General features: G+C 74.9%; 13 protein-coding genes. 3 read left to right on the plus strand and 10 right to left on the minus strand.

Annotation, left to right across the window (positions count from 1 at the left end; all coding sequences use genetic code 11):
• The first annotated feature begins 117 nt into the window (after positions 1–117).
• The gene (locus ACFYWL_RS01555; protein ID WP_386965808.1) at positions 118–1,164 is read left to right on the plus strand and encodes a glucose 1-dehydrogenase; all 1,047 of its coding nucleotides are present in this window, start codon (positions 118–120) and stop codon (positions 1,162–1,164) included.
• 18 nt (positions 1,165–1,182) lie between these two features.
• Here ACFYWL_RS01555 and ACFYWL_RS01560 read toward each other — a convergent pair whose 3' ends face one another.
• From ACFYWL_RS01560 to ACFYWL_RS01580, 5 genes are all read right to left on the minus strand, one after another.
• Complete coding sequence (locus ACFYWL_RS01560) at positions 1,183–2,499, minus strand: DUF2252 domain-containing protein (protein WP_386965810.1); 1,317 nt, start codon at positions 2,497–2,499, stop codon at positions 1,183–1,185.
• A gap of 518 nt (positions 2,500–3,017) precedes the next feature.
• Positions 3,018–3,653, minus strand: coding sequence for an NADH-quinone oxidoreductase subunit B (locus tag ACFYWL_RS01565; RefSeq protein WP_386965812.1), 636 nt, complete (start codon positions 3,651–3,653; stop codon positions 3,018–3,020).
• 58 nt (positions 3,654–3,711) lie between these two features.
• Positions 3,712–5,202, minus strand: coding sequence for a pyridoxal phosphate-dependent decarboxylase family protein (locus tag ACFYWL_RS01570; protein WP_386965815.1), 1,491 nt, complete (start codon positions 5,200–5,202; stop codon positions 3,712–3,714).
• Positions 5,199–6,656 (minus strand): MFS transporter, encoded by a 1,458-nt coding sequence (locus ACFYWL_RS01575; RefSeq protein ID WP_386965817.1) that lies wholly within the window; start codon positions 6,654–6,656, stop codon positions 5,199–5,201. Before ACFYWL_RS01575 ends, ACFYWL_RS01570 begins: the two co-directional genes overlap by 4 nt.
• A gap of 32 nt (positions 6,657–6,688) precedes the next feature.
• Positions 6,689–7,003 (minus strand): MGMT family protein, encoded by a 315-nt coding sequence (locus tag ACFYWL_RS01580; protein ID WP_386965820.1) that lies wholly within the window; start codon positions 7,001–7,003, stop codon positions 6,689–6,691.
• 13 nt (positions 7,004–7,016) lie between these two features.
• Here ACFYWL_RS01580 and proB point away from each other — a divergent pair, with 13 nt between their 5' ends.
• Both proB and ACFYWL_RS01590 read left to right on the plus strand, forming a co-directional pair.
• The gene (gene proB / locus ACFYWL_RS01585; RefSeq protein WP_386965822.1) at positions 7,017–8,174 is read left to right on the plus strand and encodes a glutamate 5-kinase; all 1,158 of its coding nucleotides are present in this window, start codon (positions 7,017–7,019) and stop codon (positions 8,172–8,174) included.
• 69 nt (positions 8,175–8,243) lie between these two features.
• Positions 8,244–9,488 carry a glutamate-5-semialdehyde dehydrogenase gene (locus ACFYWL_RS01590; RefSeq protein ID WP_386965824.1) on the plus strand — a complete coding sequence of 415 codons (1,245 nt, stop codon included), beginning with the start codon at positions 8,244–8,246 and terminating at the stop codon, positions 9,486–9,488.
• 151 nt (positions 9,489–9,639) lie between these two features.
• Here ACFYWL_RS01590 and ACFYWL_RS01595 read toward each other — a convergent pair whose 3' ends face one another.
• The 5 genes from ACFYWL_RS01595 to ACFYWL_RS01615 form a co-directional block, all read right to left on the minus strand.
• Positions 9,640–10,440 carry a prenyltransferase/squalene oxidase repeat-containing protein gene (locus ACFYWL_RS01595; protein ID WP_386965827.1) on the minus strand — a complete coding sequence of 267 codons (801 nt, stop codon included), beginning with the start codon at positions 10,438–10,440 and terminating at the stop codon, positions 9,640–9,642.
• A 216-nt stretch (positions 10,441–10,656) separates the two neighbouring features.
• Positions 10,657–11,904: an adenylyltransferase/sulfurtransferase MoeZ gene (gene moeZ, locus ACFYWL_RS01600; RefSeq protein ID WP_386965830.1), complete on the minus strand. Its 1,248-nt coding sequence runs from the start codon at positions 11,902–11,904 to the stop codon at positions 10,657–10,659.
• Between the two features lie 40 nt (positions 11,905–11,944).
• On the minus strand, positions 11,945–12,904 hold the full coding sequence (locus tag ACFYWL_RS01605; RefSeq protein ID WP_386965832.1) for a DUF3152 domain-containing protein: 960 nt from the start codon (positions 12,902–12,904) through the stop codon (positions 11,945–11,947).
• Between the two features lie 135 nt (positions 12,905–13,039).
• Positions 13,040–13,972, minus strand: a complete 933-nt coding sequence (locus tag ACFYWL_RS01610) for a DUF3152 domain-containing protein (RefSeq protein ID WP_386965835.1) — start codon at positions 13,970–13,972, stop codon at positions 13,040–13,042.
• 5 nt (positions 13,973–13,977) lie between these two features.
• The gene (locus tag ACFYWL_RS01615) at positions 13,978–14,952 is read right to left on the minus strand and encodes an alpha/beta fold hydrolase (protein ID WP_386965838.1); all 975 of its coding nucleotides are present in this window, start codon (positions 14,950–14,952) and stop codon (positions 13,978–13,980) included.
• Between the last annotated feature and the right edge of the window lie 4 nt (positions 14,953–14,956).

Raw genomic sequence — 14,956 nt, forward strand, 5'->3', positions numbered from 1 at the left:
CCTATGACCGACGCCGGTCCCCCGGGGCGGGCCGGATGCCGGTTCTGCCGGGCGGGCGGCGGGCCGGATGCCGGATTCACCGGGCGGCGGCGCGCCCGGCGGGGAAGGATGGGGGTCGTGCGCGCCGTGACCGTCAACCCCGGAGTCCGCGACTCGCTGCGGCTCGTGGACGACTACCCGGAGCCGCACGCCGAGGAGGGGTCGATCCTCGTCGAGGCGCTGGCCGTGGGGATCTGCGGCACCGACCACGAGATCGTCGAGGGCGCCTACGGCGAGGCCCCGCCCGACGCGCCGGCCCTGGTGCTCGGGCACGAGTCGCTGGGCCGGGTGCTGGAGGACCCGAGCGGCACCCTGCGCCCCGGCGACCTGGTGGTCGGCATCGTCCGGCACCCCGACCCGGTGCCCTGCGCCAACTGCGCGGTCGGCGAGTGGGACATGTGCCGCAACGGCGAGTACACGGAGCACGGCATCAAGGGTCTGCCCGGCTTCGCCCGGGACCGGTGGCGGGTGCAGCCCCGCTTCGCCGTCGGGCTGGACCCGGTCCTGGCCCCGGTGGGGATGCTGCTGGAGCCGACCAGCGTGGTGGCGAAGGCGTGGGACCACATCGAGCGCATCGGGACCCGCGCCGAGTGGCAGCCGCAGACCGTGCTGGTCACCGGGGCCGGGCCGATCGGCCTGCTGGCGGCGCTGCTGGCCACCCAGCGCGGGTTCGCCGTGCACGTGCTGGACCGCGCCGAGACCGGGCCGAAGCCGGACCTGGTGCGGGCGCTCGGCGCGACGTACCACACGGGGCCGGTCGGGCAGCTCGACCTGGTGCCGGACGTGGTGGTGGAGTGCACCGGCGCGCCGGCGGTCGTGCTCGACGCGATGTGCAAGGCCGGTCCGACCGGCATCGTCTGCCTCACCGGCGTGTCCAGCGGCGGCCGGAGCCTCGACTTCGACGCCGGGGCGCTCAACCGGGAGCTGGTCCTGGAGAACAACGTGGTGTTCGGCTCGGTCAACGCCAACCGCCGGCACTGGGACCTGGCCGCCACGGCGCTGGCCCGCGCCGACCAGTCCTGGCTGAACGCGCTGATCACCCGGCGGGTGCCGGTGGCGGCGTACGCGGAGGCGTACACCCCCACCGGCGGCGACATCAAGGTGGTGCTCGACTTCACCGCCTGAGCGCCCGGCTCGCCCCGCTCAGATGCCCGGCAGCCGGCCGTTGCGGAACAGGTCGACGAAGAGCTGGTGGTCCTCGCGGGCCCGCAGCCCGTACGCGTGGGCGAACTCCACCAGGCCGGCGACGAACCCATCGGGGTCCGTGTCGACCGCCGCGACGATCGCCTCCTCGGTGGAGTAGTCGACCAGGTCGTGGCTGGACTCGTCGTCGGCGACCGAGTGCATCCGGGCCACCGCCCGGCCCAGGTCGGCCAGCACCCCGGCCAGCTCCTCCGGCTCGTTGACGTCCGACCAGTCCAGGTCGGCGGCGTACGGGGAGACCTCGGCGACGAGCTGGCCCGCCCCGTCCAGCTCGGTGAAGCCCAGCCACGGGTCCGCGTGGGCCTGGAGCGCCCGCTGCGACTCCGCCGTCCGGTGCCCCTGGTGCCGGAAGTACGACCGCACCCGCTCGTCGTCGATGTGCCGGGCGACCGCCGGCACCTGGGCCTGCTTCATGTAGATGACGACGTCGTTCTCCAGCGCCTCGGTGTGCCCCTCCAGCAGCAGGTTGTACGACGGCAGCCCGGCCGAGCCGATGCCCACCCCCTTGCGCAGCACGACGTCCTTGATGTGCGCGGAGACCGGGCGCAGGTTCGCCGAGGACTCGGGCAGCGTGCCGAGGTAGTCGGCGAACGCGGCGCAGACCTTTTCCCGGGTGTCGCCGTCGATCTCGAACACCCCGTCGCCGAGGGAGAACCGCCGCTCGTAGTTGTCGACGGTGGTCTGCGCGGCGAGCAGGTCCACCCGGGTGTTGAGCCGCGCCTGCTGGAGCACCCGCCGCAGCACCCCGTCGGCGTTGTCGAGGGTGATGGAGCCGATCGCGTCGTCCCCGCCGGCGGCGATGGCCCGCAGCTCCGTCAGGTACGACCGGGCGAAGCCGGCGACCAGGTCACCGATCGCGCGGTCGGAGAGCGCCTTGGCGTACCCGAGCAGGGCGACGCTGGCGGCGAGGCGGCGCAGGTCCCAGGAGAACGGCCCGACGTACGCCTCGTCGAAGTCGTTGACGTTGAACACGAGCCGCCCAGAGGCGTTCATGTAGGTGCCGAAGTTCTCGGCGTGCAGGTCACCGTGGATCCACACCCGGCTGGTGCGCTCGTCGAGGAACGCGTCGTCGGCAAAGTCGCCGCGCTGGTCGGCGTAGAAGAGCGAGGCGCTGCCCCGGTAGAAGGCGAACGGCGAGGCGGCCATCTTGCGGAACTTGCGGCGGAAGGCCGCCGGGTCGAGCGCCATCGACGCGCCGAACTCCTCGGTCAGCACGTCGACGATGAAGGCGGAACGCTGGTCCGCAGACTGGTTCATGGCCGCAGGCTAATCCCACCCTGCCACCACCCCGCCTAGCCCCTGGGGTTGCGCCGAGCGGGGCCAGGCGAGGTGGTCGGACCGCCGCGCCGAACCCGACGCCACGAGCACGCCGAGTGATCTGTGGACAGCCAGCAGCGGAGACCGCGAGTGTCGCTCTGGGTGACGAAGCGTTGGCGACACAGGACACCCACGGCTCGCTTTGCTCTGCACCCACCCACGCAACACCACTATGGAGCCAGCCATATACAAGATTACGAATGGGTGGAAGTGGGCAGCCGCCGACTACCCTGCGTGAGCGTTGCGTGGGCGGGTGCAGAGCAAAGGGCCACGCTGGAGTCATGCCGCCGGCGAGCCAGGCCGCGTTCTGTCACCTCATGATTGATGACCGGGGACGGGATGCTGCGGAAGCCGGCCCGCGAACGGGAGATCTTGGAAGCAGATGGCCCCTCCGGGGGCCGGAATCTTCCAAGATCTGCCTAGGCGTCGCTCGGCACCGCCCTGCCCGGGCAGTACAGCTAGGGGACGGCGGGCGGGCGGACCGGCGGGGCGGTCAGCGAGTTCACCGGGCGGGGCGGCCGGGCTACGGCGGGCGCGGCCACGGCGTCGGCGGTGGAGGCGGCGGGGGCCGAGGAGGCCCCCGGGACAGCCGCGTCGGCCGGGGAGGCCAGGGGGTCGGGGCGGGGGACGCCGCCCACGCCCGACTGCTCGGCGGCGATTTTCTCCTGGAGGCGCAGGATGCCGTGCAGCAGCGCCTCCGGGCGGGGCGGGCAGCCGGGCACGTACACGTCGACGGGGATGAGCTGGTCGACGCCCTTGGTCACCGAGTACGAGTCCCAGTAGGGGCCGCCGCAGTTGGAGCACGCGCCGAAGGAGATGACGTACTTTGGCTCGGGCATCTGGTCGTAGAGCCGCTTGATCGCCGGGGCCATCTTGTCGGTGACCGTGCCGGAGACCACCATCAGGTCGGCCTGGCGCGGGCCGTGGGCGAACGGGATGACGCCCAGCCGGATGAAGTCGTGCCGGCCCATGCTGGTGGCGATGAACTCGATCGCGCAGCAGGCCAGGCCGAAGTTGAACACCCACAGCGAGTAGCGGCGGCCCCAGTTCAGCACGAACCGGATCGGCTCCCCGAGCACTGCCGGCAGCTGCATGACCGCCCCCTCTCTCCTCCGCGCCAGTCAACCACAGCGCCCGGCCGGCACGGGCGGCTCAGTAGGTCGGGCGTTGCAGCAGGCCGACGAACTCGACCAGCAGCCGCTCCCGCAGGGCCGGCGGGGCGGCGTCGAGCAGGGCGTTGACGGTGGCGTCCGGCGCGAAGCCGCCAGCGCCGTCCGCCGGCCCGCCGAGGCCGAGGGCGGCGGCCAGGCCGGCGACCAGCTCCGGGGTGAGCGCGTCCGGGGTCAGGGTCGCGGCGAGCGCGGTCAGCTCGGCGGGCAGCTTCACCGGGCCGGCGGCCCGGGCCGCCGCCGCCGCGTCGGCCAGGTCGGGGCCGAACTCCGCCACCCGGGGGGCCACCGCGGCGGTCACCGTGAGGTGCACGCTGGCCGGCAGGTCGGCGTACGAGAGTTGGGGCTGGGTGTGCCAGCCGCGGGCGGTCAGCTCGTCGACCAGCACGAACAGGTCCAGCGTCGGATCGGTGGAGGTGAAGCAGACCACCGTCGACTCGGGCTCGGCCAGCAGCCGCAGCCCGCCGGTGCCGCGTACCGCGTCGGCGAGCCCGGCCACGGCGTCGCGGGTCGCCGCCGCGAGCCGCAGGTAGCCGTCCTCGCCGAGGTGGCGCAGGGTGGCGTACGCGGCGGCGATCGGGCCGCCCGAGCGGGTGGAGGCGATCACCGGGTTGACCATCGTGTAGCCGGGCCAGTCGGCGTACGCGAAGAACTGCGGGGCGCGCAGCGCCGGGGTGCGGTGCAGCAGCACGGAGACGCCCTTCGGTGCGTACGCGTACTTGTGCAGGTCGACGGAGATCGAGGTGACCCCGGCGACGGCGAAGTCGAACGGCGGCACCGGCTCGCCGAGGCGGCGCAGCCAGGGCAGCGTCCAGCCGCCGAAGCACGCGTCGACGTGGCAGCGCACCCCGGCCTCGTCGGCCACGGCCGCGATGTCGGCGACGGGGTCGACGACGCCGTGCGCGTACGAGGGGGCGGAGCAGGCCACCAGGACCGTGTCGGGGCCGATCGCGGCGGCCACGGCGGCGGCGGACGGCCGCAGGGTCACCGGGTCGACGGGCACCGGGTCGAGGGCGACCCGCAGGTAGTGGGCGGCCTTGGCGAACGCCGCGTGGGCGGTCACCGGCACGGCGATGCGGGGCGCGGCGACGTCGGGGCGGGCGTCGCGGGCGGCCTTCACGGCGAGGATCAGCGACTCGGTGCCGCCGCTGGTGACGCTGCCGACGACGTCGGGGGCGCTCGTGCCGGTGCCGCCGCCGAGCAGCCGGGACGCCGCCCCGACCAGCGCGTTCTCCATCGCCAGCAGCGACGGGAACGCCGTCGGGTCGAGGCCGTTGACGTGCGCGCTGCTCGCGTGGGCGGCGGCGGCCAGCTCGTCCAGGCCGGGCACGGCCGGGTCGTAGACGTACGCGAAGAGCCGCCCGCCGTGCGTGGGCCGGTCGCCCTTGCGCAGCGCCCTGACGTCGTCGAGCACCTGCTCGGCCGGCAGTCCGCGCTCGGGCAGCGCCCGGCCGGTGTCCTCGTCGTCCCTCATGCGGCGGTGACGCCCCTCTCGTGGTGGCCGGTCTGGTGGTGGTCGGCGGCGGTCAGCAGGTCGTCCCGGGTGAGCGTGTAGTGGCGCAGCAGGAGCAGGGGCGGGCCGACCAGCAGGGCGGGCAGCACCGTGAAGCCCAGCAGCACGCCGAGGCGGGCCGCGTCGGACTGGACGGCCGCCGTGCCGGTCTCGGAGGAGACGTAGCCGCTGAGCTGGAGCACCATGCCGTAGATGCCGGGGCCGAGGGCGAGGCCGAAGGTCTCCCCCGCCGTCCACAGGCCGGTGAACACGCCGGCCTGCCGGCGGCCGGTGCGCGCCGTGTCGTACGCGATGCAGTCGGGCAGCATGGCCAGCGCGAAGACCTGCTGGCCGGCGTACCCGACGCCGACGACCGCGACCACGGAATAGACCGCGACGGCCGGCAGCACCGGCGCGGCGACCAGGCCGGCGGCTCCTGCCGTGAGCAGCGCGGACGCGGCGACCAGCGCGGACCGCTTGCCGACCCGCGCGCCCACGCGGGTCCACAGCGGCATCACCAGCAGCGCCGGCCCGACGAAGCAGGCGAAGAGCACGGTGGGGCCGGTGGTGGGGTCGCGCAGCACCTGGTCGGCGAAGTAGCTGACCCCGGCCAGGATGGTGGCGACCCCGGCGGACTGGATCACGAAGCAGACCAGCAGCGCCCGGAACGGCCGGTTGCGGGCGGCGACGGCGAGCTGGGCGCGCAGCGTCGGCTCGCTCTCGCCGACCGTGCCGGTGGGCGCGCCCCGGGTGCCGAGGAACGCGCCGAGGGCGCCGAGCACGATCAGCGCGGCGACGAACAGGCCCATCCAGCGGTGCCCGGCGACGCCGTCGCCGCCGGCGGTCACCACGGCGGGGGCCACCGCACCGGAGACCAGGATGGCCACCGCCAGCACCGCGATCCGCCAGCTCATCAGCCGGGTACGTTCGGCGTAGTCGTCGGTCAGCTCGGCCGGCATCGCCACGTAGGGAACCTGGAAGAACGCGAACGCGGTCGCCGTGGCCAGGAAGGCGAGGGCGACGTACGCGCCGGCGGCCGGGCCGACGCCGAACGGGGCGGCGAAGATCGCGGCGAACAGCGCGGCGAGGGCGAGGCCGCCGAGCAGGAGGTAGGGCCGGCGGGCCCCCCAGCGCGACCTGGTGCGGTCGGAGATCCGCCCGGCGACCGGGTTGACCAGCACGTCCCACGCCTTCGGCAGCAGCACCAGCAGGGCGGCCACCCCGGCGGCGACGCCGAGGGTGTCGGTCAGGTAGGGCAGGAGCAGCAGCCCCGGCACGGTGCCGAACGCCCCGGTGACCAGGGAGCCGAGCGCGTAGCCGGCGTGCACCCGGCGGGGCAGGACGTGGCCTCCGGGCCTCGGGGCGGCCCCGCCCGCGCCGGTCGGCGACGACCGGGCTGCGGGCGGCGTCCCGGGTCCGGCCGGCGGCAGCGTCATGACGCCGAATGTTACTCACGTTATGGTCGCGGTCACATCCCCTCTTCCGGCGACCAGGCCGCCGCGGCCATGTCCACCCCCGTCCCGCCCAGCGGGGCGCCCTCGGCGCGCAGCCGGGCCCGCGCCTCGGCCTCGTGGCCGGGCGGCAGGCGGCCCGCCGAGGTGACCACCCGGTGCCACGGCACCCCGCCCCCGTGCCGGGCCATGATCGAACCGACCAGCCGCGCCGACGCCCGCCCCGAGCGCTCGGCCAGCGCGTCGGCGACCGCCCCGTAGGACATCACCCGCCCCGGTGGGATGCGCTCGACCAGCTCCAGGACCGCCTCGACGTACTCCGCAGGTGTCACGAGCTGCCACGATATGGGAACGCCGCCGGGGCCCGCCGACCCGACCGCGCAGAATGGGCGGGTGCGTCTCGCAGTCACCTCGGCCCGGCGGGTCGTCGTCAAGATCGGCTCGTCCTCGCTGACCACCGCGTCCGGGGGCCTCGACGACGCCCGCGTCGACGCGCTGGTCGACACCCTCGCCCGGCTCGCCGCCGACGGCCGCGAGGTGGTGCTGGTCTCCTCCGGCGCGATCGCCGCCGGGCTCGCCCCGCTCGGGCTCAGCCGCCGCCCGCGCGACCTGGCCACCCAGCAGGCCGCCGCCAGCGTCGGCCAGGGCCTGCTGATCGGCCGGTACGCGGCCGGCTTCGCCCGGCACCGGCTCACCGTCGGGCAGGTGCTGCTCACCGTCGACGACGTGACCCGGCGGGCGCACTACCGCAACGCGTACCGGACGCTGCGCAAGCTGCTCGACCTGCGGGCCGTGCCGATCGTCAACGAGAACGACACCGTCGCCACCGAGGAGATCCGGTTCGGCGACAACGACCGGCTCGCCGCCCTCGTCGCCGCCCTCGTCCACGCCGAGCTGCTGGTGCTGCTCTCCGACGTCGACGCCCTGTGGACCGGCGACCCGGCCCGCGCCGGGTCGACCCGGATCACCGACGTCCGCGACGAGCGCGACCTGGCCGGCGTGCAGATCGGCGGGGCCGGGCGGGCCGGCGTCGGCACCGGCGGCATGGTCACCAAGGTCGAGGCGGCCCGGATCGCCACCGGCTTCGGCATCCCCGTGGTGCTCACCGCCGCCGGACTGGCCGCCGCCGCGCTGGCCGGCGACGAGGTCGGCACCCTGTTCCACGCGCAGCGGCGACGCCCGACCGCCCGGCTGTTTTGGCTGGCCCACGCCACCACCCCGCGCGGCCGGCTGCACCTCGACGCGGGCGCGGTGGCCGCCGTGGTGGGGCGGCGCAAGTCGCTGCTGCCGGCCGGGATCACCGCCGTCGACGGGGCGTTCACCGCCGGCGACCCGGTCGACCTGGTCGACGCGGGGGGCGCGCCGGTGGCCCGGGGGCTGGTCAACTACGACGCCGTGGAGCTGCCGGGGCTGCTCGGCCGCTCGACGGGCGAGCTGGCGGCGGCGCTCGGGCCGGCGTACGAACGTGAGGTCGTCCACCGCGACGACCTGGTGCTGCTGTAAGCAGGGGCCCCCTGTTAACGCATTCTGTTGTACAGGGGTCCCTTCCTAACACCGTGAGGAGTGAGCTGGATGAGCGTCGTCGAGCAGGCCAGGCGGGCCCGGGGCGCGGCGGAGGCCCTGGCGGTCGCCACGCGTACCGCCAAGGACGCCGCGCTGGTGGCGATGGCCGACGCGCTGGTCGCGCGTACCACCGAGATCGTGACCGCGAACGCGGCGGACCTGGCGGCCGGGCGGGAGGCCGGGCTGAGCGCGGCCATCCTGGACCGGCTCGCCCTCGACGCCGCGCGGGTGGCGGGCATCGCCGACGCGCTGCGCGAGATGGCCGCGCTGCCCGACCCGGTCGGCGAGGTGGTCCGCGGCTCGACCCTGCCCAACGGGCTGGAGCTGCGGCAGGTCCGGGTGCCGTTCGGGGTGGTCGGAATCATCTACGAGGCCCGCCCCAACGTGACCGTCGACGCCGCCGGGATCTGCCTGAAGTCGGGCAACGCGGCGCTGCTGCGCGGCTCCGGCTCGGCGGCGCACTCCAACGCGGCCCTGGTCGCGGTGCTGCGCGACGCGATCGCCGACGCGGGGCTGCCGGCGGACGCCGTACAGCTGCTCGACGCCAGCTCCCGCGACTCGGTCAAGGAGCTGATGCGGGCGCGCGGCCTGGTCGACGTGCTGATCCCGCGCGGCGGGGCGTCGCTGATCCGCACCGTCGTCGAGGAGTCGACGGTGCCGGTGATCGAGACGGGGGTGGGCAACTGCCACGTGTACGTCGACGCCGCCGCCGACCTCGCCAAGGCCCTCGCGATCACCCTTAACGCGAAGACCCAGCGCCTGTCGACCTGCAACACCGCCGAGTCGCTGCTGGTGCACGCCTCCGTCGCGGACGCGTTCCTGCCGGCGGCGCTGGCCGCGTTCGCCGAGGCCGGGGTGACCGTGCACGGCTCGCCGGAGGTCGCCGCGTACTCGTCGGCGGTGGTGCCGGCGACCGACGAGGACTTCGCCACGGAGTACCTGTCCGCGGACATCTCCGTCGCCGTCGTCGACTCGCTCGACGCGGCGGTGGCGCACATCCGCCGGTACGGCACGGGGCACACCGAGGCGATCGTCACCGACTCCCAGTCGGCGGCCCGCGAGTTCGTGGCCCGGGTCGACGCGGCGGCGGTGATGGTGAACGCCTCGACCCGGTTCACCGACGGCGGCGAGTTCGGTTTCGGCGCGGAGATCGGCATCTCGACGCAGAAGCTGCACGCCCGGGGGCCGATGGGCCTGCCGGAGCTGACCAGCACGAAGTACGTGGTGACGGGCGACGGCCACCTGCGGGGGTGACTGTAAGGAGGGGCCCCTTGTTAACGCATACGGTAGAGAAGGGTTCCCTTCTCACCCCGCTGGGCGGAGCCCGGGGCAGGCGGCGGGGCGGTCAGCGGCAGGGGCGTCAGCGGCAGGGGCGTCAGCGGCAGGGGCGTCAGCGGCAGGGGCGTCAGCGGCAGGCGCGGATGGCCGCCAGGGTGGTGTGCACGTCGAACTGGTGGCCGTCGTCGCTCTCCCAGCCGCCGTCGCTGCGCTGGGTCTCGGCCAGCCGGCGGCGGGCCGCGACCAGCGTCCAGTGCTGCTCGTCGACGCCGACCCGGCGCAGGGCGGCGGCCAGCGACGCCGCGTTGGCCGGGGAGAGCTTCGGCATCCGGTCGGCCAGCGCCACCTGGATCCGGGCCGACTCGTAGAACAGCTCCTGCTGGTGGAAGACCGCCGCGCTCAGCCAGCCGACGGCCAGGTACGACGGGAAGGTGCCGTCCGGCTGGAGCTGCCCGGCGAGGGCCTGGACGGCGGCCTGCACGACGCCCGCGTACGTGCTGCCGACGGCCCGCGCGTGCAGGTCGGCGACGGTGAGCCAGAAGGTGACGGTGGCGGTCAGGTACAGCCGCGCCTCGGGGTCGCCGGGCCGGGCCCACCAGGGGGCGTCGTCGGCGAGGGCGGCGTCCTCCTCCCAGCCGCCGTCGGCCTGCTGCCGGGACGCCAGCCAGTCCAGCGCCCGGCGGGCGGCGGGACGGCCCAGGGCGCCGAGGTCGTCCAGCTCGGCGAGGCGGAAGCAGGTGGCGTCGACCGAGGCGAGGTCGGCGCCCCACACAGCGGGCCAGCCGCCGTCGGGCGTCTGCCCCACCTCGGCGCTGTCGAGCAGTTCCGGCGACGGCGCCGCGCCGGCCCGCAGCCACGACAGCCGGGCCCGTTCCACCGCGTCACCGTGTGCCACCACGAACCCGATCGCGGCGTCCAAGTCGACCACGGCAGGAACGCTACCGGCGCAAACGCGATCCCACCTCGGATGGTCGGCCGGGCGACACTGGGCGAGCAGGTGTCACCGGCCGGCGGCTGGGTGTGAGAAGGGGCCCCTTCTCGACCGAAAGCGTTAAGAAGGGGCCCTTCCTTGCACCGCCCGCGCTTGCGCCGCGCGCTTGCACCGCCCGCGCTTGCGCCCGCCCGCGCTTGCGCCCGCCCGCGGTCAGTACGCGGGGAGCGACGGGTCGATCTGCTTGATCCAGGACAGGACGCCGCCCTGGACGTGCACCGCGTCGCGGAAGCCGGCCGCCTTGAGCGCGGCGAGCGCCTCGGCGGAGCGGACGCCGGACTTGCAGTGCAGCACGATCTGCTTGTCCTGCGGCAGCTTCGCCAGCGCCTCGCCGGAGATGATCTCGCCCTTGGGGATGAGCGTCGAGCCGGGGATCCGGACGATCTCGTACTCGGCGGGCTCGCGGACGTCGACGAGGAAGATGTCCTTGCCGGCGTCCTGCCACTCCTTCAGCTCGGCCGCGGTGATGGTCGCGTCAACCACCGCCTCCTGGGCCTCCTCGGAGACCGCGCCGCAGAAGTCCTCGTAGTCCTCCAGCAGGTCGGTGACCGTCGGGTTCTCGCCGCAGAGCACGCAGTTCGGGTCCTTCCGGACCTTGATCTTGCGGTAGCTCATCTCCAGGGCGTCGTAGACCATCAGCCGGCCGACCAGCGGCTCGCCGATGCCGGCGAGCAGCTTGATCGCCTCGTTGACCTGGATCGAGCCGATCGACGCGCAGAGCACGCCGAGCACGCCGCCCTCGGCGCAGGAGGGGACCATGCCGGGCGGCGGGGGCTCCGGGTAGAGGCAGCGGTAGCAGGGGCCGTGCTCGGCCCAGAACACCGACGCCTGGCCGTCGAACCGGTAGATCGACCCCCAGACGTACGGCTTGCCGAGCAGCACCGCCGCGTCGTTGACCATGTAGCGGGTGGCGAAGTTGTCGGTGCCGTCGACGATCAGGTCGTAGCCGGAGAAGATCTCCCGCACGTTGTCCCGGTCCAGCGCGGTGTTGTGGATCTCCACGGTGACCAGCGGGTTGATCTCGCGGATCGACGCGGCGGCGGACTCCGCCTTGGACCGGCCGACGTCGGAGACGCCGTGGATGACCTGCCGCTGGAGGTTGGACTCGTCGACGGTGTCGAAGTCGATGATGCCGAGCGTCCCGACGCCCGCGGCGGCCAGGTAGAGCAGAGCCGGTGAGCCGAGACCGCCGGCGCCCACACAGAGCACCCGGGCGTTCTTCAGCCGCTTCTGCCCCTCGACCCCGACGTCGGGGATGATCAGGTGGCGCGAGTAGCGGCGGATCTCGTCAACGGTCAGCTCGGCGGCGGGCTCGACGAGCGGGGGCAACGACACGGTGGACTCCCCGGGATCGGCGTGGGTGACGAGCCATTGTCGCTCGCCGAAGCGCCGATCGGCCATGAGCAGGGACACCCGCCCGACATGCGGGAGCGGGAATAACTCAGGTGCCCGGGGTCGACTCCCCCGCGTACCGCTTGCCGTCGAGGTAGGGCCAGGGGTTGGCGACGCAGCCGTCGAGGCCGTACGTCTGCTGCTGCATCACCGTCGCGGGCTCGCCCGGCCCCGGGCACGCCTCGTGCAGCTCGCCGAGTTCGTGCCCGACCTCGTGGTTGACCACGTACGCGCGGTAGACGTCCAGCGGGGCGCCGTAGTCCGGTACCGCCTCCATCCACCGGGCCAGGTTGATGATCACCTGCCCCGGCAGGCGGCAGGAGGTGTAGCGCTCGGTCTGCAGCCCGCCGAGCGCGCACATCCGCTCGGAGGTGACGGGGGTGGCCAGGTAGATGGTGAAGTCCGCATCGGCGGAGGCGTCGTCGTCAGGGGCGGAAGCGGCGGGGGCGGGGGCGGCACCCGGGCCGGAGGCGGCGGCGTCCGGGCCGGAGGCGGCGTCGGGCTCGGGCCCGGCCACCCGTTGCAGCCGCAGCTCGCCCGAGGCGATCCAGCTCCGCGGGTCGCCCAGCGCCTCGTCGACCGCGGCGGCGAAGGCGTCCGGGTCCTGGCCGGTGTCCCGCTCGACGAGCACCCGGTAGCGGCGCACCGGCCCGCCCGTGCCCTGGACCGGGGACCGGCCCGCCGCTGTCGCGAACCGGCCGGGCCCGCTGGTCGGCCAGTCGCCCGCCTGCCCCTGGTCGGCCCGCTCGGCCCGACCGTCCTGGTCCGCCCGCTCGGCCCGGCCGTCCTGGTCGGCCCGGTCGGCCGGGGCGGCGTCGACGCTACGGCCGCCCGCCCCGGCCCCCGCCCCGCCGGGGCCCGCCGGCCCGGGCGGCGGCACCGCGCCGAGGACCAGGAACGCGGCGGCGGCGACCGCCACCAGGGCGGACAGGCCGCCGAGCACCGTACGGGGGCGCGGGCGACCCGGCCGCCGGGGGCGGTACGCCCCGGATGGGGAGAGGGAAGTCACCCCGTCAGCCTGACAGACAAATCGCGCCTAACTGTGCCTTTACGGCCTTCAGCGCGAAAAGCCCTCGCCTTTCCGCTGCGACCCGCCCCGACCACAGCGCCGGGAGCCGCCCCGGTCACTGCGGCAGGGGACCGGTCACAGGGGCGGGCCGGCGTAGCGGCGGCCGTCGCGGTACGGCCACGGGTTGGCCACGCAGCCGTTGAGGAAGAGGGTCTGCTGCATCATCACCGGCGCCGGCCGGCCCGGCTTCGGGCAGCGCTCGTGCCGGTGGCCCAACTGGTGCCCGACCTCGTGGTTCACCACGTACGTCCGGTAGACCGCCAGCGGCACCCCGGCCGCGACGAAGTGCGGCACCGACAGCCGCCACCGGTCCAGGTTGATGATCACCTTCCCCGGCGCGCGGCAGGAGGTGTAGGGCCGCCCGCCCACCCGGATGTCGACCCCGCCGGCCGCGCACATCCGCCCCGCCGTACGGGCCGTGGCCAGGTAGACCGTGAAGTCGTGCCGGGCCGCGCCGGGCACCCGTTGCAGCCGCAGCCGGCCGCTGTCCACCCAGCTTCCCGGCCCCGCCAGCGCCTCCTGCACGGCCGTGCCGAAGTCGCCCACGTCCTCGCCCGCCTCCCGTTCCACCGCCACCCGGTAGCGGCGCAGCGCGCCGGCCGTGCCGAGCACCGCGCCGGGGCGGTCGTCGTACTGGAAGCCACCCCCACCGGCCGACGGCACGGGGCCCGGGATCCGCAGCACCGGGGACGCGCCGGGCCCCGGCGGGGGGCCGGTGTCGACGGGCGGGGGGCCGCCGAAAGCCGCCGCCGGCGGGCCGCCGGGGCTCGGCGACGCCGGCGGGAGGGCCACGCCGCCCGCCGCGGCCGGCGTGCGGGCCGCCTGATCCACGGCCAGCGCCTCGACGTCGGGCGGGGGCCCGGCGGTCGGGGGCCGGGCCGCCAGCAGGACCGCGCCGGCCAGGATGCACCCGGCGAGGGCGGCAGCAGACAGCAGCGTACGCCGTCGGGCGGTCAGAGCTGCGGGGAAATTCGGGCGGGAAGCGCGTCGAGGCAGGAATCCGGGCATCCCGGTCAGGATGCCACGTCACGGACCGTCACGGGGTTCGCCACTTCGGCGAGCAGCCCGAGCACCGCGCGGGCGACCGTGCGGGGCACCTCCAGCTGGGCCACGTGCCCGACGCCGCGCAGCATCAACAGCCGGCTGTCCGGGATCACCCGGGCGGCCTGCGGCGCCACCCGCACGTCGACCAGCCGGTCCGCGGACCCGCCGATCACCAGCGTCGGCACCCGCACCGCCGCGGCGAGCCGCCACAGCGACTCCGGCCCCCGCAGGTACGACCGCAGGAAGCTGGAGACCAGGCCGCGGAAGGTGCGCACGTACACGGAGGCGTAGTGCGCGGCCTGGTAGCGCAGCAGGATCTCCTCCAGCGCCTCCTGCCGACGCTGCTCGCTGATCCGGGTCAGGTCTGCCACGCAGGACTCCATCACCTGCTGCGCCATCACCTTCGGGTCCAGCCGGGCCAACTGCCAGCCGACGAGCCGCTCCCCGCGCGGAACGGCCAGCAGGGGCAGCATCCGGCCCTGCAACGAGCGGCGGAAGTCCAGGAAGGGCAGCGCCGGGGAGATCAGGGTCAGCGTGCGTACCAGGTCCGGGCGCAACGCGGCCACCCGCACCGAGATCGCCCCGCCCAGCGAGTTGCCGAGCAGGTGCACCGGGCCCCGGCCGGAGTGCTCGATCCAGCGGGCCACGTGCTCGGCGAACGCGGGGACGGTGTAGCGCCGGCTCGGCTCGCTGTGCCCGAAACCCGGCAGGTCGATGGCCTGGCCGTCGAGCCGGTCGGCGAGCAGCCCGGCCAGGTCGGTCCAGTTCTGCGACGACCCGCCGAGGCCGTGGACGTAGAGCGCCGGCTCGGCTCCCGGTGCGGTGGCCGGGGTGTCCCGGACGTAGGTGAGGGAGCCGTCGAGGCGTACCTCCCGACCCGGCCACGGCGGCGGGGTCGCGTGCGGGGGCAGGTGGTGCTCCGGCCCGAGGATGGCGGCTTTCATGCCA

Source organism: Micromonospora sp. NPDC002575 (assembly GCF_042889525.1).
Lineage (GTDB): Bacteria > Actinomycetota > Actinomycetes > Mycobacteriales > Micromonosporaceae > Micromonospora > Micromonospora carbonacea.